13 protein-coding genes are annotated in these 19,569 nt (G+C 57.8%); 10 read left to right on the top strand and 3 right to left on the bottom strand.

All coding sequences use genetic code 11. From position 1 onward, the window contains the following. The first annotated feature begins 618 nt into the window (after positions 1-618). Both RLEG4DRAFT_RS00585 and RLEG4DRAFT_RS00590 read left to right on the top strand, forming a co-directional pair. The gene (locus RLEG4DRAFT_RS00585; protein ID WP_003574517.1) at positions 619-2,001 is read left to right on the top strand and encodes an AlbA family DNA-binding domain-containing protein; all 1,383 of its coding nucleotides are present in this window, start codon (positions 619-621) and stop codon (positions 1,999-2,001) included. A gap of 72 nt (positions 2,002-2,073) precedes the next feature. Further along, positions 2,074-2,742 (top strand): hypothetical protein, encoded by a 669-nt coding sequence (locus RLEG4DRAFT_RS00590; RefSeq protein WP_003574519.1) that lies wholly within the window; start codon positions 2,074-2,076, stop codon positions 2,740-2,742. A 239-nt stretch (positions 2,743-2,981) separates the two neighbouring features. Here the strand turns inward: RLEG4DRAFT_RS00590 and RLEG4DRAFT_RS00600 are convergent, their stop codons facing one another. Next, positions 2,982-3,923 (bottom strand): toll/interleukin-1 receptor domain-containing protein, encoded by a 942-nt coding sequence (locus RLEG4DRAFT_RS00600; protein WP_003574524.1) that lies wholly within the window; start codon positions 3,921-3,923, stop codon positions 2,982-2,984. A gap of 289 nt (positions 3,924-4,212) precedes the next feature. On the opposite strand from RLEG4DRAFT_RS00600, the gene RLEG4DRAFT_RS00605 reads away from it, so the two are divergent. From RLEG4DRAFT_RS00605 to RLEG4DRAFT_RS00640, 8 genes are all read left to right on the top strand, one after another. Continuing rightward, positions 4,213-6,552: a hypothetical protein gene (locus tag RLEG4DRAFT_RS00605; RefSeq protein WP_003574527.1), complete on the top strand. Its 2,340-nt coding sequence runs from the start codon at positions 4,213-4,215 to the stop codon at positions 6,550-6,552. 5 nt (positions 6,553-6,557) lie between these two features. After that, the gene (locus RLEG4DRAFT_RS00610; protein ID WP_210161320.1) at positions 6,558-8,048 is read left to right on the top strand and encodes a septum formation inhibitor-activating ATPase; all 1,491 of its coding nucleotides are present in this window, start codon (positions 6,558-6,560) and stop codon (positions 8,046-8,048) included. 428 nt (positions 8,049-8,476) lie between these two features. Then, positions 8,477-10,480 carry a type I restriction-modification system subunit M gene (locus tag RLEG4DRAFT_RS00615; protein WP_003574531.1) on the top strand — a complete coding sequence of 668 codons (2,004 nt, stop codon included), beginning with the start codon at positions 8,477-8,479 and terminating at the stop codon, positions 10,478-10,480. Then, a complete protein-coding gene (locus RLEG4DRAFT_RS00620; RefSeq protein ID WP_003574533.1) occupies positions 10,477-11,724 on the top strand; it encodes a restriction endonuclease subunit S in 1,248 nt (415 codons plus the stop codon). Before RLEG4DRAFT_RS00615 ends, RLEG4DRAFT_RS00620 begins: the two co-directional genes overlap by 4 nt. Continuing rightward, positions 11,721-12,968 carry an AAA family ATPase gene (locus RLEG4DRAFT_RS00625; RefSeq protein ID WP_003574535.1) on the top strand — a complete coding sequence of 416 codons (1,248 nt, stop codon included), beginning with the start codon at positions 11,721-11,723 and terminating at the stop codon, positions 12,966-12,968. The genes RLEG4DRAFT_RS00620 and RLEG4DRAFT_RS00625 overlap by 4 nt, the downstream gene beginning before the upstream one ends. Positions 12,969-12,970: 2 nt before the next feature. After that, the gene (locus RLEG4DRAFT_RS00630; RefSeq protein WP_003574537.1) at positions 12,971-13,579 is read left to right on the top strand and encodes a retron system putative HNH endonuclease; all 609 of its coding nucleotides are present in this window, start codon (positions 12,971-12,973) and stop codon (positions 13,577-13,579) included. Positions 13,580-13,590: 11 nt separating this feature from the next. After that, a complete protein-coding gene (locus RLEG4DRAFT_RS00635; protein WP_003574539.1) occupies positions 13,591-16,653 on the top strand; it encodes a type I restriction endonuclease subunit R in 3,063 nt (1,020 codons plus the stop codon). Between the two features lie 145 nt (positions 16,654-16,798). Then, complete coding sequence (locus RLEG4DRAFT_RS00640) at positions 16,799-17,668, top strand: hypothetical protein (RefSeq protein ID WP_003574544.1); 870 nt, start codon at positions 16,799-16,801, stop codon at positions 17,666-17,668. Here the strand turns inward: RLEG4DRAFT_RS00640 and RLEG4DRAFT_RS53025 are convergent. Further along, positions 17,651-17,956, bottom strand: a complete 306-nt coding sequence (locus RLEG4DRAFT_RS53025) for a hypothetical protein (protein WP_003574546.1) — start codon at positions 17,954-17,956, stop codon at positions 17,651-17,653. The genes RLEG4DRAFT_RS00640 and RLEG4DRAFT_RS53025 overlap by 18 nt on opposite strands. Then, complete coding sequence (gene tnpC / locus RLEG4DRAFT_RS00650) at positions 17,956-19,521, bottom strand: IS66 family transposase (RefSeq protein WP_037093118.1); 1,566 nt, start codon at positions 19,519-19,521, stop codon at positions 17,956-17,958. Before tnpC ends, RLEG4DRAFT_RS53025 begins: the two co-directional genes overlap by 1 nt. Between the last annotated feature and the right edge of the window lie 48 nt (positions 19,522-19,569).

A 19,569-nucleotide genomic window follows, 5' to 3' on the forward strand; every position in this document is an offset into this window, starting at 1 on the left:
TTGAGACCTTTGCGGTTACAGACTCAACGTCTGCTTTCCGCTCTGTAACATTGGGAGCGTCAGCCTGATTTCGGCCCCAACACCGTCGTTGGGCGCGGCCCTTTTTTGCGGCAGCCGAATACGGTCCCCAGCCGTCTTTTACTGAGCTCTGGACGTTCTCGGGATCTGGAGAACGTCACATAGTTTCTGACTGAAAATTGTACCAAGTAGCTGTAGACGTCATTTTTTCAGTGGGGAATGGCAGCTTCTAAACAGCGAAAATATATTCAAAAATCGCTTGCCTGGTGACCTTGGATTCTCACGTGATTTCAAAGGCTTAGCGAGATTGCCTTGAAATCCCCTGTGTTTTCCCATCGCGAGCGACCGTGGATGCCACCTTTGTGCCCTGGCTTTGGGCATCAGTCAACAGGACAGGCGAGCGGCAATAATTTCCGCTTACGGGACCGAACGCGCCATCTGGCCGCTACCGCGTGGATGACCGCTTTGCGCCTTCAACTTGGTCATTCTAAGATCGGGCAACATTTTCCAGAAGCTGCCACTAGAGCGAAATTCTCCAAAAATGTATGACGTTGAGGAACGATGGCACTAGCCTGATTTTAGTAGTGCGGATGGAGAGCGATGGCAAAGACCACGTTTGAGCGCAGTGATCTAACGGACCTGATCGACTACCCGCGCGAGACGCTCGATATTGAACTCAAGGACTGGATCGATCTTGGTGACAAGGTCGCGCAGGCCAAGCTCGCACGGCATATCGCCGCGCTCGCCAACCATGGGGGCGGCTATCTTGTTTTCGGCTTTCGCGATGACGAAAGCGTCGCGCCTAACCGACCGACGGACCTTTCAGGATATAGCCGGGACACATTCGGTCGGATCGTCACCCGATATCTTGCGCCCGCTTTCCAGTGCGATGTCCGACTCGTTCAGTCGAGCGCCGGCCTCATTTATCCGGTCGTGCGCGTGCCCTCGCACGGATCGACACCGATCGGTTCCAAGGCCGATGGTCCACACGATCAGAAGGGCCAGCCACAGGGGATCCGGGCCGGCACCTACTATGTCCGTAAACCCGGACCGAAAAGCGAAGCGGCTATAGGCATCGAGGACTGGCAATCGTTGATCCGGCGTTGCGTTCTCTCCGATCGAGACAATCTGCTGGCGGATATTGCCCGTGCCGTCCAGCCCATCTCCGAACCACCACCGCCCGCGATAGCAGATCGGCTGAAGAACTGGCATGATGAGAGTGACGCGCGCTGGCGAACGACCCTCGAGAAGGCGGCCGCGTTGCGCTGGCTGGTCGATATCGGTGCTAATCATTGCCAGTTGAGCTATTTAATCCTGTCCGATACCGGTATTGCGATACCGGCGAACGAATTGCAGCCTGTTCTCGAACAGGTGAACCGCGACGTCCGCAAGACCGTCTGGACCGGATGGAGCATGTTCTACCCCTTCACGCGGCCGGAGATTGCGGCCGCGCTGCACCCCGAGTTCGACGATGGTAGCGGTGTCGACGTGCTGGAAAGCAATCTCGTTGGCGACGGAGACTTCGATACGAGCCTACCCGACTATTGGCGCTACGCCGTCGATGGCCGAGCAACTATTATCCGCCCATATCGCGAAGATCGGCAACGGACCTTCGAGGCGAAGGGGCGTCCGGCCGGTACTTGGCTCAGCCCTGAAACCGTGATTCGCGAAACAGCGGAGTTAGTGACGCACGCGCGGATCGTGGCCGAGCGATACGGCGGCAGCCGCGTCGTCTTTCGATGCACTTGGCGCGGCTTGGCCGGGCGCGAGATCGACGACTTCGGGGATACCTATTGGTCAGCCGGTCGGCATGCGCGCGCCGATCAACGCACCACCATCGGTACTTGGGACGTGCCGGTCCTTGCCGCTAATTGGCACGAGGTGGTCGCCCAGCTTTCCTGTCCGGTACTCAGCCTGTTCGGTTTTTCCGAGTGCGGCGCTGGGTTGGTTGCACGGCTCGCTCCGCGGTTCATCAAATTATGAGCTTTGTTCTAGCGCTTGCGATCGACGGCTGGCCGACCGCCCAAAGTGGCGTGAAATTGCAGCGAAGCTACGATGTCTCTCTATAAGTATCTTGCCGAGGAAGCTTACGCCCGCGCGCTGATCGACAAGGGCCAGATTTTCGCGCGCCCCCTGGGCTACTTCCGCGCCTACGAAGACGACTTGGTGCGCGGCGACCCGGACGACGGCAAGCTACGCTACGAGCCTGAAGAGGGCCTAGTGCTCACGAAGGAAAATGGCGATGTCGTTGAGATGCCGCCCGGCTGGCGGTTCCACGCTTCGGTCCGGGTTGACGACATTTTTGTCTATTGCCTGAGCACTGAGCTGTCGCCCGAGATCGCTGCGAAGTTCGAATGCCCATTCTGTGTCGAGGTCAAAGAGCCGAACCGCCTGCTTGGCCGAATATCGATGCATGTTCGGCTGCGTTCAAAACTTGACCGCAGGGGCGTATATAGTCGTGAGGTCGACTACCAGAAACTGACGGCGGCGCCCAACGCCGACTGGGCGCTCCCGGAGCGGGTTGCTTTCATCAAGCCGGAGGGCTGGGCATGGCAGAAGGAACATCGGATCGTTATGGGCCGAAAGGGCGCGTTTGCGGTCGAGAATGTCGAATGCGCCTTCGAAAAGGATGGTGGCGAAGTGACCGTTGGCACGACCGCGACCGATCCGCTGATCCTCCATGTCGGCAACCTCTCAAAGATCACCAAACTGCACACCTTCTAACGGGCGCGGCTGAAAAAATTGGGCACCAAACGGCTGCTTAACTCATTTCTGACGTGAAAGACGCCGGTCCGCTTACGGCCCCATAGCCCCAGCCGTCCCTTACGTCGGTCCGGCGGCACTTCGGGCAGGCCACCGGGTAGACCGACTCGTCCTTCCTCTTTGCCTCCTTCTTCTCATCCGGCGCCAATACGTCAATCTCGAAGCGATGACCGCAGTTCAGGCATTGGAAGCGCTTCACCTCAGGCATATTCGATCCCTGCCTGGTTGGTGAATTCGAGCCAGAGGACATCGGCGACCTGTTTCGCGTCGTAACGTTTCTTCTCGCTGCTCATGAAATCGTTCAGCGAGAGGAACATGTTGTACTCGTCGGCGTCGACTTGGACATGACCGTTTGACGTGTTTGACTCGCCATGGGACTGCCATGAGTAATTGATGTCGCCGAAGTGATGACGGCCGCCCTTGCTGTTGTGGACCGTGATGTGCGCGTCACGGCCGCCTTTGTAGCCACGGTTCACGACAGTGCACGTGAATGAATTGTCACTCATTTTTTCAAAGCGGGCCCGAAGGTCCTCGGCCTGATTCAGTTCCTCGCATGAGGTCTTGAAATAATCCTGGATGACACGGAAGGCCTCGTCTGCGAAATCTCGCCGTTGGATGGTGTCGAACTCTTGCTTGACCTTCAGGCGGCGACCACCCACTTCCTGTGCGTCCCGTTCGCCAGTCGGACCTGAAGTCTTCTTGTGCATGGATGTCGCTACTGCACGGAGGCCTTGGATGACATTTAGGTATGCAACATTCTCGTTCGTCCACTCCGGGATCGGCTTGCCGTCCTTCGGCAGCGCCATCCGACTCTTTAGAGGCGACGAGAGCCAGTCGCAGGCTTCTACGATCACCGGCACGATGTGAAGGAGGCCCTCGGCTTCAAGCTTTTGCGCGGCCTCGAATTCCTTTTCGTAGCAATAATTCGAAGCGAGGTAATCAGGGCTGACCAAGGCGATAAAGACTCGGCTAGCACGCAATGCCGTGAATACTTCGTTGTCGAGGTTTGATCCCGGTACAATCGCGTGGTCAGTCCACGTCTCGAAGACACCGTCCCTGAGCAGTTGAGCCATATGCTTATGAAGTCTTTCCAGATGCTTCGTGTCGGCATGCGAGTATGAAATGAAAGCGGTGACAGCCAACTCAGACCTCATATTTAATATTCGTCTGCAGAGACTAAAATATAGGCTTCTAACAGCTCGCCACCAAGTAGCTAGGCGAGATTTGTACACGTATTCCACCGTTCACCTTCAGCGTCTCCATCCTGCAGGAACAAGGCGTCCCCGCCACAACGGACGTGAAGCATCGTCGTGGGTGGATCCTCTCAAATCGAGTTGCGTTGCGGGTAAATATAAACAATCATAGCGATTACAGTATTCGCTCGATCGTATTGCAGTGGCAGACTTTCGAGTTGGCTTAGAGGGAGAATTCTTGAATCCGTTAGACTTGGTATCGGCAGCGCCGTGGGAACGCGTCGCGTTTACGACCTATGCGTTGAGTCTGTCGTTTTTCGAGGCAGTTGTCCTTGATCGTCTAGTCCGAGGCGGCAGTCGGTCGGCTCTAATCCTCGCCGATCCCGAAGGGGTGCGATCGGGACTGAGCGAGGAAGGCGCTCGACGTGCGGGTCGCGACTACGACATCGAGCCAGTCGGCTGCACAACGGGCGTCTTTCATCCAAAGATAAGTGTCTTCGCGTCTGCGCACGACGCCCATGTTCTCGTCGGTTCGGGTAACCTCACGTTTGGCGGCTGGGGAGGCAATCTGGAGGTTGTAGAACACCTCCATCCAAGTTTCGCTTCAGACGCCATGGCCGACGCGGCAGACATGTTCGAGCTTCTCGCCATGTCTGAACGCATTCAGACGGAGGCAGGCCCTGCTTTCATTCGATTGGCAGAGACTCTTCGCGCTGCGAACCGTACCGGACCAAGGACTGGCGCGGTACGAGTCATCCACAGCGTCGGCGGCTCCATCGGCTCGGAGATCGCGCGGTTCGCTGATGAACTCGGCGGTGCCCGAAGGATCACTTTCGTATCCCCATACCACGACCTTGACGGACGCGGAGTCGACGCTTTTTCCGACTTGTTGTCGTGCGACGATGTTCGGCTACACGTTCACGAAGATGGCAACGTTCGCGGTATCGGAGCGGTCTCGTGGCCGTTCGAGGGAAAACGCAAACGCGACGCAGTCGAAGTCTCGCTACCGTTCAAGGCTGATGGCCGTCTTCTTCACGCAAAGTCGATCGAGATCCTGTGCCAACGGGGGAGGCTGTTGGTAGCCGGCAGCGCCAACAGCACACATGCTGGGCTGTTCGGGGCAAACGTCGAGGCGTCGGTCCTTCGTATCCAACGACAAACATTCATAGGATGGAAGACGTCTTCCGCAGACGTCCCGCAACGGCCAGGCACCAAGGCGGCAGACGAAGGCGAGGAGATCACAGGCAGTGTCGGTATTCTCCGGGCTTCGCTTGATAGCGGCGCGATCAAAGCCACCGTCATCACCCCTAAAGTCCGTGGGCGAGTGAAAGTCTGCGTGCGAACAGTTCGGAAAACTCGCGAGCTTGGCTATGCTAACATCGATGCTACCGGCCGCCTGAGCATTGAGGCGTATGGCCTCGAACAGGACGCTTGGGAAATTGGGCGTCTTGTTCTTCGGCTAGAGCAGCAAGAGACAGTGGTCGAAGGGTTCGTTGCCATCACTGCCGCAACAGAGCTGGTGCGAAGGGTGGGTCCAATGGCGACCCGTCTGTTCGCAGTCCTTGCAGGCAATGAAACCCCAGCAGACGTTGCAGCTGTGTTGGCATGGTTTCGTGAGGATCCTAAGAGATTGCCTCGCGTTGCGAAGGAATCAGCGGCTTCTGCGGGGGGCCACGAAAGCGAGACTGCGACATTCGTGAACCTTGGAAGCCTCGAGGGTTCGATTGAAGATATTCGCGGCGGAGACAGCGCGAACGGCTCCGCCGCTTGGAAGAACGCGATGGCATTGCTGCGGTCGGCATTCTCGACACCGCGCGGGCCTTGGGACTCCGAAAGAGATGACGACGCCACCGACGACGGTAAGAAAACAAACGCGAAGCGCACTCGGGAAAATGATCAGCAGAATGCAAAGTCGATCGAGCATTTCGAGGCCCTGCTTCCTAAGATGCTCGACTCGGAAAGTCCTGCAGCAGATCCCTTTCTTGCCCTCACGCTGACGCATTTCGTCGCTGATCGAATACGACCGCCGTCTGCAAAGGTACGATCGTGGATTAGTCAGTTGCTGCCCGCAATAACGTCGTTCACCGGCTCGGCCGCTGATCAGGCGTTGGCGGCCTTCTTAGTATACTACGGGACGGATGTCGCGCCAAATGGCGCTGGAAGGGCGAGGCGTGCCCTGCTACTTCGCGGCGTTGATCCAAGCACGCTGACCCCCGGCATCTTCGAGACCATACCGGTCTTTATGGAGTTGCTTACGCAGGATTTCAATCCTGCGGAGTTCATCGAATGCATCGTCCGCTCCAAGACCGGTGGCGAGGAAGTTTGTGCCTATCTGCTTGCGGCCACCTTAGGGATGCCTTTTGAAGGATCCGTGCTCTTGTCGAAGTCGGACCAATGGGAAAAGCTTAAGAAGGCCCTGACCGATCGAGACCTTTTCAGCAAGTTCTCGGTCTTCAAGAAGCGGCCCTCCGGCTGCCCGCGTTGTCGCATGAATTTGCCGTTGGCACGCTCCGCCGACCTCCGTCAGCTCGGCGTCACTGAATGTTGCGGTCGTATTATTCTATGCGAGGAAATCTGATGCCGATGTCGGTTACCGAACTTCTTGAGGAAGCGGCTTCCAGAGAGGAGCCGCAGATTGCGAGCAAAATTGGCATAAGTCCCGGCGGCGTCGATCCTCTAGGACTCCGCCAGATCAATTTTGGGCTGATGGACCGAGTGTTTCCGGATCTTAACAACGTCGCCCGGCATATCCGACCTTACGTCATCATGGCGTGGGCATGGCGGCGAGTTCGCCGTATTCTCGAGAACGACAAGAAAAAGGGTGCTACCGACTTCGAGATGCGCGACTTCGTAGATCGAATTGAAGCAATCTACGCCTGGTCACAGTTTTTGGTCGACCCAAACGCAGACCTCCCAGGGGCAGTCGCAATGCGGGAATTGCTTGATGCTGAAAGTTATGTTTTCGGCGGGGAGGAGTGGAAGCGCCGGCGGGACATGCGTCGCTATTCGACGGGTCTCATTTCTCCGCTGAACTATGGGCCCAGCCTGCAAACAATGGGCTGGATCAAAAGAGCAGATGAAGGAGTAGGTGTCTTCGGTACCCCGCCGGAGCTCGATCCTGTTCTTGACGCCTTCGAGCGGAAATTTGAAGGCCAACTCGATCATCGTGCGTTTAGTCAATTTGGTCGGGTAAGGGTAAAGCGCGAGGACGCTGAACGATGGGGTAAGATGTGGTCAATGGAGAAGCCTCTGAAGTTAGAACGTGATGCATTTTACGAACGGCTTGGAGGATCGAAGGCGCCTGCTGCTCGTCGAAACGGGATCGAACTTATCCGCGCAGGCTCTGAAGATCTGGGCATCGAAGATTATGACGTCAACGAGATCAGGGCGCGCATGTCGGACCCGCCGCAAGCGTGGGATGCCTCTGACACGCGCCCGGCCATCGCATCCGATTGGCGTGCCGTCCAAGTGCGCCAAGTTTTCCGTCTCGCATTGGAAGGACTTTTCTTCTGGACCGTTGAAACGCTCGGTGACGGGCCGCTTCATAGCCAGGCACTGGCCGATGAATTCATTGCGCAGCTAGACAAGACGCAGATGCCCGAAACGGCCTCCACCTGGCTGTTTTCGTCGCGGGCGAACAGGAGCCCGGTTAAAGTCCTAGAGCTGATCAAGGCCGCTTTGCGATCGCGGGATCGGATTGCCGTGGCGGTTCTCGCCGGATTGCGCCACAGCTTGCGAGAAGCGCCAGACGAGGCGTTGGAGTTCGAGACGTTTGATCGCCTGCCGCTCGCTCGGGCTCGCAAAGAAGCCGAGCAATGGCGAGATTTTACTCCGCGGGATTTCTTGGTCCGGGTCATCGAGACATGGGTAATGGCTCAGCACACGTACTGGTGTGTTAATCGAGGACTGGCCGACGCACGCGGACGCGGCAAAACGATCCTGCGACTTCGGATTGTCATGGATGAAGGAGGTTGGACCCAAACGCCGGGTACCACGCTCGGGAACCCGCCAGAGGCCACCCCCGACCGTTTGGAAACCGCGTTAAACCTGCTGCGAGAGTGCCGCGTGTTGTGAGGAAAGACGCTCTGCCGAGGATGTTACGGCACTACCGAGCGTATTGTGCGGCATTGTTCTGCCGCCGTCATAGGCGTCGTTCATCATGTAACGGAGCCTTTCTAAGGGTGTTCGTTCTAGCGAAGAAATATGCGGTCATTCCTTATACTGACAGCCGCTTTCGGCGCGACGCCGCCACCGATCGATTGCTGCCGAAAACGGTCCCCAGTCACATTTCGCCCCGTTTGTCCTCGCGCTCCGCCATGGTGATCACAAGCGCTCCCATTGCGTGCCGGTGGTGACGTCGGTACTCATACCATCGATGTCGAAAGGGAGTTTGTCTCAGCTTGAAGCAAGCTTTCGTATCTAGTTCGTCGCCAAATGCAGGCGATTGGGCAGAACGTGGAATGAATGAATGAACAAGCTTCTTAATGGCAAGGTGGAATAGCATGGCAAGCCACTCGGACCTGGCCAACTTAATCTGGCAGATCGCTGACCTCCTCCGTGGGCCCTATCGCCCGCCGCAGTATGAGCGCGTCATGCTGCCGCTTGTCGTTCTGCGCCGCTTTGATTGCGTACTGGCCGACACCAAGGGCCCAGTTCTGGCGGAATATGCGCGACGCAAGGGTGGCAAGCTGGAAGATGATGCCCTTGATCGGATGCTGAACAAAGCTTCTGGGCACCGCTTCCACAACCGTTCGTCAATGACGTTCGAAACGATGATCGGCGACACCTCAGATCTCGTGGGGCATCTCCAATCCTACATCAGCGGCTTCTCGGCGAATGTTCGCCGGATCTTCGAGTATTTCGAATTCACCAACGAAATTGAGAAGATGAATGAAGCGAACATTCTTTATCTAGTGCTCAAGGAGTTCTTGAAGGTCGACCTTCATCCCGACCGGGTGAAGAACGATCAGATGGGCCTCGTATTCGAAAACCTCATCCGACGCTTCAACGAACTGGCCAACGAAACAGCGGGCGACCATTTCACGCCGCGTGAGGTGATCCACCTCATGGTCGATCTACTCTTCATGGATGCCGACGACGTCCTAAGCAAGCCAGGCACGGTGATGCGCATGCTCGACCCGGCATGTGGCACGGGAGGCATGCTCGCCGAAGCGCAAAGATACATGCGCGATCACCACAAGGACGCGAAGCTCTACGTCTACGGCCAGGACTACAACAAGCGCGCTTTCGCGACGGCCGCATCCGACATGCTGATGAAGCAGGTCGACCACAACGGTGGAGGCGAGAACGTCCAGTTCGGCGACAGCTTCACCGATGATAAGTTCGAGGGCCAGACCTTCGACTATTTCATCGCCAATCCGCCCTTCGGCGTGGACTGGAAGAGGCAGCAGAAGGAAATCGTCCGGCGGCACGAGAAGGCACCGCAGGGCAGCCCGTGGAGCGCAGGCCTGCCGCGCGTAAACGATGGCTCGTTGCTGTTCCTGCAGCACATGATCTCGAAGTTCGAAGTCGTCGATCCCAAGGCGCAGAAGTATGGCTCGCGGGCGGCCATCGTATTTTCGGGCTCACCCCTGTTCACCGGCGGCGCGGGCGGCGGCGAAAGCAATATCCGCAAGTGGATCATCGAGCGCGACATGCTCGAGGCCATCGTCGCCCTGCCGGAGCAGATGTTCTACAACACCGGGATCGGCACCTACATCTGGATCGTCACAAACAACAAGCCCGCGCATCGCAGGGGCACTATCCAGCTAGTCGATGCGCGCGACATACATATGCCGATGGGCCGCAGTCAGGGTGACAAGCGTCGCAAGATCGGAGCGGGCAAGGCACCCGAAGGCGACGACCGCCCGGATGAGCCCGATCAGATCGCCGAGATCGTGCGCCTTTATGGGGCGTTCGCGCCGAATGCGAAGTCAAAGATCTTCGACAACGACGACTTCGGCTACACCCGCGTCACCATCGAACGTCCCCTTCGGCTGCGCTACCGGATGTCGGTCGAGGATAAGGCCCGCTTCCTCGACGCCGCGGCGCATCTGCTCGACGACATCCAGGCAATCGACCAGGCGCTGGGGCGCGAACCGGAACTGGACTGGAACAAGGTCTGGGGCAGCATCGAGAAGCTGTTGGAGAAGCGGCAGTCGCGCTGGCGTGCGCCCGAGGTCAAGCTTTTCCGCAACGTGTTCACCGTGAAGGATACCGAGGCCAAGCAAGTGAAGTCTGGGAAAAGCTTCGAGGCGGACCCCGACCTGCGCGATTTCGAGAACATCCCGCTGAAAGAGGATATCGACGCTTACTTCGCACGTGAGGTGCTGCCACACGTGCCCGATGCCTGGATGGACCGTAGCAAAGACAAGGTCGGCTACGAGATCAACTTCAACCGCCACTTCTATCAGTTCACGCCGCCTCGCAAGCTTGTCGACATCGACGCGGACCTGAAAAAGGCGGAAGAGGAAATCCTGCGCCTCCTGCGGGAGGTGACGGAATGATGGCCCAAAACCAATTCCCGCGGCACCGACTGAAGTTTGCAGCAACGATCAACGATGAAACGCTGACCGAAGATGTAGATCCTGATTTTGAGATTCAGTACATCGATATCGGAAACGTGAATTCGTCAGGGACCGTTGATCAGGTCGCGAGCTATCGCTTCGAAGCTGCGCCGAGTCGGGCGCGTAGAATTGTTCGTGACGGTGATGTCATCATCTCTACTGTCCGGACTTACCTTCAGGCTATTGCGCCAATTACAGCTCCGCCCGAGAACCTTATCGTCTCAACTGGCTTTGCAGTGATCAGGCCTCGTCCTGACATGATGGACCCGAAATTCTGCCGATATGTCCTTCGCGAACCGACTTTTCTGGCGGAAGTGGAGATGCGATCTACGGGCATCAGTTACCCGGCGATCAATGCTTCTGAGATAGGTGACATTGCAATCCCGCTGCCGCCAATCTCTGCGCAGAAGATGATCGCTGACTACGTGGAAACGGAAACCGCCGAGATCGACACCCTGATCGGCGCCAAGCAGCGGCTGCTTGAACTGATGGCCGAGAAGCGACGCGCTATCGTGGCCGAGGCTGTCATGCGTGGCCTCGAACCTTCAGCCCCGCTGCGTCCATCCGGCATCGACTGGCTTGGCGATATCCCTGCGCATTGGAAGGTTCGCCGGGTCGCAACCATGTTTTCCCAACGTGATGAGCGAAACGAACCCGATCTGCCGTTGCTGGAGGTCTCCATCAACTCGGGCGTTGCAGTTCGTGAATTCTCGAGCGACAAGATTGAAGGGACGGCAGCAGACTTTAACACCTACAAGATCGCTTGCCGTGGCGACATAGCTTTCAACAAGATGCGCATGTGGCAGGGTGCCGTGGGTGTTGCACCAGTTGATGGTCTCGTTAGCCCCGATTACACCGTCGCGACCGCGAAGGCGGAGCTTCTTCCCGAGTACGCTGGCCAACTCTTCCGCACAGCGTCGTTCAGCGCGGAGTGCGGGCGCAACTCTCAAGGCATTACCTGGGACAGACTGCGCCTCTACTGGGATGGGTTTCGAGACATCTTCATGCCGGTCCCGCCGCTGCATGAACAGCAACAGCTCGTCGACCACATCACGGCAGAAACCGCCAAGATCGACCGCCTGCGCGCCTCGACCGAGAACTCCATCGCATTGTTGAGGGAGCGCCGGGCAGCCCTGATAGCAGCGGCCGTGACCGGCCAAATCGAAATCCCGGAGGCGGCATGAAGATCAGACGGCTCAGCGTTGCCGGCCTTCGCGGCTTCGACCATGCGACGTTCGAATTCGATCCGCACTTCACGTTACTGGTGGGTGTCAATGGCGTCGGCAAGAGCAGCGTCCTCGAGGCTCTGCGGGTCTCACTGTCTCGGGTTTTGCCTAAGTTCACGGCGAGCCGCTCGACGCCTCTGGCATTCGCCGCCCAGGATATCCGGCAGGTAAGCGCCTCGCTGACCGTCGATCTGGATCTCGACTTCCCCGAAGGGCAACGGAACCTACTGCTGCACAAGCCGAGAGAACAGTTTATTCCGGATGAAGAGGGGTCTGTTCGGAACGCGACGTTAGACACGCCTGAAAGGGAAGAGCTGTCACCCCCACACTGGCCGAAGGTCGATCCGTCAGGCAATCAACCCATTGCAATCTACTTCGGAACGCGCAGATCGCATCCCACCGATGAGCAAATCAAGATTGGTCGAAGCCGCGGAGGTCAGGCTGCGGCATTTGCCGATGCGCTTTCCGATGTCCGGCCCCTTCATCTACGAGACATGGCGTCGTGGATGCTGGCGCAAGAGGCGTTGGCGGAAGAACTGCCGCGTGCAAGACTCCATCTTGAGGCCCTGAAATCCGCCGCAGCCCGTTTCTTGCCGACTTGCACAGGGCTGCGGGCGACCAACGGCGCGGACAAGCCACGGCTGTTGATCTCAAAGGACGGCGTTGAACTCGACGTGCGGTATCTCTCTGAGGGAGAGCGAGGCGTGCTTGCGCTGGCTCTCGACCTTGCTCGCCGCCTCTCGCAATCCAATCCAGTCTTAGACGACCCAGTCAGAGACGGCGTCGGAGTCGTTCTGATCGATGAAATTGATATGCACATGCACCCGCTTTGGCAGCGCCAGATCGTGCCTCTTCTGACGGAGACGTTCCGTGGCTGCCAGTTTATTGCCACCACTCATTCGCCGCAGGTGATTGGAGAAGTGGCTCACGACAGGATCCTGCTCATCAAGGACGGCCATGTCTATTCGCCAGCGCGCTCATTCGGGATCGATTCAAGCCGTGTCCTCGAAGAGGTAATGGACACCAAATCGCGGAATGCAGGCGTGGAAGCCAAGATAGCGAAAATTGCGAAGCTCATAGGCGATGGAAAAGTAGACGCTGCAAGGGCTGAAATAAAAAAGCTTTCTGCAGATATCGGTGAGGATGACCCGGAGATTACGCGCGCAATGACCCTTCTCGATTTCATGGAGGGGGATGCGTGAGGATGATCACTAAAGGCGCCGAACCGAACAGTCTCACGTACCACCGGGCTCAGGCGCATAGCGACTACGATAACTACGCTCAGAAAGACGACCTACGCGCAGCTCTGGTCGGCGAGCAAAAGGGCCTGTGCTGTTACTGCACCGGGCGTGTTCGGGCGGAATCGACCGCGATGAAGATTGAACACTGGCAAAGCCAGGCGAACTATCCCCAGCAGCAACTTGTCTACGCAAATCTGCTCGGCGCGTGCCTTGGCGGGGAAGGGAGATCGCCGACCGCTCAGCACTGCGACACCAAAAAGGCCAATCGCGATCTTAATTGGAATCCGGCAGATACCGCTCATGCCATTGAAACAAGGCTGAAGTATCTCGCCGACGGGACAATTTCAAGCCCGGACGAAGACTTCAACACACAGTTGAATGGCACTTTAGGTTTGAATTTCAGTTACTTGAAGAGCAGTCGGAAGGCCGTGCTGGATTCCGTACTCCAATGGTGGCGTTCCACACCAGATGCTCGACAAAAGGTCCAACAACAGATCAGTTACCGCATCAACGCGGCGGAGTATCAGCCGTTTAGTCCAGTCGCAGTCTGGTTTCTTCGGCAGAAGCTGTGAGGTAGAACGGCATGAACTACGCTAGGCATTCAGAAGGTGCGTTCGAAACCGTCATCGAGGCCACTATGCTGGCGAACGGTGCCGTGCTGGAACCTCCGTCGAGGTTCGACCGCGCTCGCGCCATATTCCCTGAGACAATCCTCTCCTTCATCCGCGACACACAGCCGAAGGAATGGAAGGCTCTGGAGGCACTACACGGGGAAAAGACCGGCGCCCAAGTCCTTGCCGATCTCACCAAGTGGATGGATCGGGAGGGCTCACTGTCCACCTTGCGGCATGGGTTCAAGTGCTACGGCAAGACTCTGCGTGTGGCCTTCTTCAAGGCGGCGCATGGGCTGAACCCCGAATTGGAAGCCCGATACGCCGCCAACCGCATCGGGATCACGCGGCAACTCCATTTCTCAAAAAACTCTGAAAAGTCCTTAGACGTTGCGCTGAGCGTAAACGGCATTCCAGTCGCGTCGGTCGAACTCAAGAACCCGATGACCGGGCAGACGGTCGAGCACGCCTTGCACCAGTACCGCCACGACCGCGATCCGCGCGAGCCGATCTTCGAGTTCAAGCGGCGTATGCTCGTCCACTTCGCAGCCGACACCGACACGGTGTTCATGACCACGCGGCTCGCGGGAGCAGCCACCCATTTTCTGCCCTTGAACAAGGGCAACAACGGTGGCGCTGGTAATGCGCCCGACCCCAAGGGTCGCAGTTACCGCACGGCCTATCTCTGGGAAGAGGTGTTGCAGCGTGACAGCCTACTCGATCTGTTGGCGCGCTTTATCCACCTGCAGGTTGAGGAAAAGCGCGACGATCAGGGCCGGAAGGTAAAAAGGGAGACGATGATCTTTCCGCGTTACCACCAGCTCGAAGCGGTTCGCTCGCTGGTGGATCAGGCGCAGCGCGAAGGCGTAGGCAACAACTACCTGATCGAGCATTCCGCCGGCAGCGGCAAGAGCAACACCATCGGCTGGCTCACACACCGGCTGGCGTCACTGCATGACGACAAGAACGCACGCGTGTTCGACAGCGTGATCGTGATCACCGATCGCGTGGTGCTGGATAAGCAGTTGCAGGACACCATCTATCAGTTCGAGCACAAGCACGGCGTCGTGCAGAAAATCGACGAGAGTTCGCGCCAGCTTGCGGAAGCGCTCGAAAGCGCCGTGCCGATCATCATCACTACCTTACAGAAGTTCCCCTTCGTCTCGCGTCAGCTCGCGAAGATGGCGGAGGAGCGCGGGGAAGCGAATGGCGGCACGCTAAGGTCACGGCACTGCGCCGTTATCATCGACGAAGCGCACAGCTCGCAGGGCGGCGAAACGGCGACCGATCTGAAGGAGGTTCTGGGCGGTCAGGGCCTTCGCGAGGAAGCCGCGAAATACGGGGCCGAGAACGACGAAGAGGATGTGGAGGAACTCTACCGCTCGATGGCGAAGCGCGGGCGGCAGGCAAACTTGAGCTTCTTTGCCTTCACCGCAACGCCGAAGCACAAGACCTTCAAGGTGTTCGGACGCGATGACAAGCCCGCCCATCGCTACACGATGCGACAGGCAATTGAGGAAGGGTTCATCCTCGACGTGCTGAAGCACTACACGACCTACGCCACCTATTTCCGGCTCCTGAGGGCGAGCGAAGACGATCCGAACGTCGAGCGGAAGAAGGCTGCTCGCGCGCTTGCCCGTTTTCTCAAGCTGCATCCTCACAACATCGCCCAGAAGACGGAGGTGATGATCGAGCATTTCCACGCCGCGACCCAGCACAAGATCGGTGGCCGGGCCAAGGCAATGGTAATCACAGGTTCGCGTCTCGAAGCGGTCCGCTACAAGCAGAGCTTTGACCGCTATATCAAGGATAAGGGCTATGCCATCAAGTCGCTGGTGGCCTTCTCCGGCATTGTCACGGACGACAAGCTGAAGGATGTCGCCTACACCGAAGAGGGGATGAATCTCGGCGTCCGTGAGAAGGAACTGCCAGAGGTCTTCGCCACCCAGGAGTATCAGGTGCTGCTCGTCGCCGAGAAGTACCAAACGGGCTTCGACCAACCCTTGTTGCACACAATGTATGTCGACAGGCGGCTTGCTGGTATTCAGGCAGTTCAAACACTATCGCGCCTGAACCGTATCCATCCGCTGAAAGAAGACACCTTCGTCCTCGATTTCGTAAACGAACGAGATGAAATCCGCGAGGCATTCAAGACCTATTTCGAGGGCGCCGAGGTGGGCGAGGACGTCGACCCAGCCCGAATGTATGAGATAAAGAGCGAACTCGACGCCGACGGAGTCTATATCGGCGAAGACGTTGAACGCTTTAGCGCCGTCTATTTCAAGCCGCGCCAACGCCAGAGCCCGAACGATCATCAGTTGATGAATGCGGCACTTGATCCGTGTGTGACCCGCTTCAAGGAAGTTCAACAGGAAAAGCCAGACGAGGCCGAGCTGTGGCGGGGCAAGCTGATGGCTTTCTGTAGCCTCTATGGGTTCCTCAGCCAGATCATTCCCTATCAGGATACGGACCTTGAGCGCCTGTATGTTTTCCTGCGGCACCTCGCGACCAAGCTGCCGAAGCGCGGCGCTGGGCCGTCTTACCAGTTCGATGACGAGGTGCGGCTTGAGTATTATCGCCTGCAGAAGATCAGCGAAGGCTCGATCAGCCTGAGCAATGGAGAGGCCAATCGGCTTGATGGCCCCTCCGAGTTAGGATCCGGTACGCTTCGCGAGCAACCGCTTGCACTGTCCCGGCTCATCGATGTCGTTAACGACCGGTTCGGCACTGATTTCAATCAGGCAGATCAACTGTTTTTTGATCAGATCGTAGAGGCTGCTGTTTCCGACGTGGCGCTGAAGCAGGCCGCGTCCGTCAACCCTGGCGAAAAGTTCGAGCTTGTATTCAAGAACTTGCTTGAAGCGCTTTTCGTTGAACGCATGGACCAGAACGAGGAGATTTTCGCTCGATTTATGAACGACAAGTCGTTTCAGAAGGTCGTGCTTGGATGGCTTTCATCCGAGGCATATCGCAAGTTGCGCCTGCCTGGTGCGAGCCCTATTTCAAGCAACGAGGCCCCTGATGTCGGTTCCTGACTACCAGACACTCATGCTGCCAACCCTGCGCCTCGCATTTTTTCAGAGTCCACCGCCTTCATGGCCGGTCAGTTACCAGAGTTTAATCGCCATCACATAGCCCGCGTGCCCCGCATCCGCGGGAAACGCAACAACAGCTATGTGAATGGAAATGAACGAATTTTCTGCGAAAACTTTTCAACGCAAGATCGACGCCTTCTGCCAGCTCCGCCTCTCGCCTTTGCTGAGGGTCGATGAGCTACGTCGGCTGAGGGATTATCTGTACTCCCTCATCAAAGCGAGGCGGTCAGCGCCTCGAACGAACGGGAAGACCGACTGGGACGTCGTTGCAGCGGCGTCCGGCATTGATGCCAAGGAACTCGCTGCGAATGCGCGTCAGATCGATCCTGCCCTGGATGCGATTGCTCGGTGGATCCGCGATACTCGCCTCGCCGCCGGTGCCGAGAAACCTGACGTGCGTAAACCAGCGAAGACGTCGAGGACCAAGGCGGCGCCGCCAGCGGTCGCCCGAGCGGCGCCACAAGTGCAGGAGCCGCCAGTAAAGTCGAAGCCTGCCGGCGTGGCGTCTGCCCGCGTCGCCGTCGAGTTTCCAGAAGCCCTGTTCAAGGTCTGGGAAGATCCGACGGACTTCGCGGAGGCACTGCAACTGCATCTTCGGCGCCACGGAGAAACCTACTGGACGCTTTATCGCGGCATCATCGGCCCTGACGATCTGACGGACAAGAATACGCTGTTGAGCTGGATCGAAGGCAGGAGGGTGCCGCGCAGCACCGAGAGTTTCCACGTGCTATCCCGCATCGAGCGGCGCTATCGGCTTCCGGAGGGCTATTTTAAGGCAAAGCTCTCGCACCCGTCACGATCCGCTTCGGGTTTCAACCTGTCCGGGATCAAACCCGCGGAGCGGCGGCGGCTCGCGTGGCACCTGCCGGAGGACTTCAACTTGCTGCCGTTCCGTGAGCGTCCGGCGAATGCATTTTTTGCGTCTACGAGGCGCGGTTTAGGACTTGCGGCTTAGCTCATCTGCCATGACGCGCTCGATCATCTCGGGATCGCATTGTTCATCGACGAGGAACTGGCGGATTCCACCATCCCACGTCCTTATGTCGGCCAGGAGATCTCGAAGGTCGTCAATTCCATTTTCGGTCAGGCCTTTTGTGCCATCTTCACTGCCATCGCGGACATATACCAATTCGCCCTCGGCGATATTGTCCGAGTTGGCGGTGACTTCCTCGAGTAGTTCAAGGTTCTCGCCGATCATGCTGGCGACTTCTTTGAGCGTGTAGATGAACCTCGAGCGTGCCATCACGCAGCCTCGCATCGGTCTTTCGCCGGCACCCACTGCCACGGTAGCAATTCCTGGAGCCGATCCTTGGGATGGCTCTGGATCCGAGTCAGGACGTCTGTCAGATAGACCTCCGGATTGTGACCATGGAGCTTGGCAGTCTCGATGATGGTCAGGATGTTGGCGATGCGCTCACCGCCCTTGTCTGACCCGGCGAAGAGCCAGTTTTTTCTTCCGATTCCAAGCGGTCTCATGGCGCGCTCGGCTATATTGTTGTCGACCTCAACACGGCCATCGTCGATGTAAACGCTCAACGCTGCCCACCGCGAGAGGGCATATCGCATCGCTTCCGCCAGCTTCTGCTTCTGTGGCAGCGTCGAAAGCGTAGCCTCGATCCAGACCTTCAGCTCTCCCAGTATGGGCTTGGCATGTTGTTGGCGCAGTTTGCGTCGCTCCTCAGCCGACATGCCGCGGATGCGATCCTCGATATCGTAGAGCGCACCGATGCGCGACAGTGCCTCGTCGGCGATCGGAGATGGCTTCAGCTTGATCACATCGTGGAACTTGCGGCGCACATGCGCCATGCAGGCGGCCTCGACGATCTGGTTGCCGTAGAGCTTCTTGTAACCTCCATAGCCATCAGCATGCATCACGCCGCTGAAGTTTGCGAGATGGTCAGCCGGATGCACGCCCTTTCGGTCGGGGCTATAGTAATAGGCGATTGCTCCGGGAGTGGGATCTTGATAACCGCTGCCATCGAAGACATAGACCCAAACCCTGCCAGTTTTTGTCTTTCCTCGCCCAGGGTCGAGAACATCGACCGGGGTATCGTCTGTATGTATTCGGTCAAGCGCGGCGATGTGCGCCCTGATAGCCAAGACGAGCGGCGCAAGCAAAAACGACACGCGGCCAACCCAGTCCGCCATGACAGAGCGAGAGATGTCTATCCCCAGCCGGTCGTACATCTCGGATAGGCGGTAGAGAGGGATATGATCGTCGAATTTGGCGACCATGATATGGGCGAGCAATCCCGGTCCGGGCTTGCCGCGTTCGATGGGCAGGGTCGGCATCTCACCCGCTACCGTCGTGTCGCACTCCCTGCAAATCATGCGCTTTTCGACATGACGGACAATCTTGATGGACGCCGGCACGTGCTCCATCACCTGGACCACCTTGTCTGCTGCCTTCAGGAATGATGTGCCTCCGCACGTCGGACAATTGCAGGGCGCGGCATAGACCAGCTCTTCGGTGGGAAGACCATCGGGCAACGGTTTGCGCTTCGGCTTGTCCGGGGTGTCGTTCAACTCCGGCAAAGGAGCTTTCCCGGAGCGCATCTCAGCCTCGGCACGAGAGGCCTCGATCTCCTCCAGCATCAGTTCGAATTGCTCGATCTTCCGGTCGATCTTTTCCGAAGAAGCGCCATGCTGCCGATGGCGGAGCAGTTCCAGTTGCGCGCGCAGAAGCCCGATAATGGAGTCGCGCTTGATGACTTCGGCTTCCTGGCTCTCAAGTTTCGCCGCCTGTTCCGCGACGAGTGCACGCAAAACAGCTAGCTCGTCCTGACTGTTCAGCGGCGTTGTTTCCATACCCGCATACATAGCCGATTTGCGCCGGAAGTGCCAGCATTTTGCCCC

The sequence above is a fragment of the Rhizobium leguminosarum bv. trifolii WSM2297 genome (assembly GCF_000271845.1).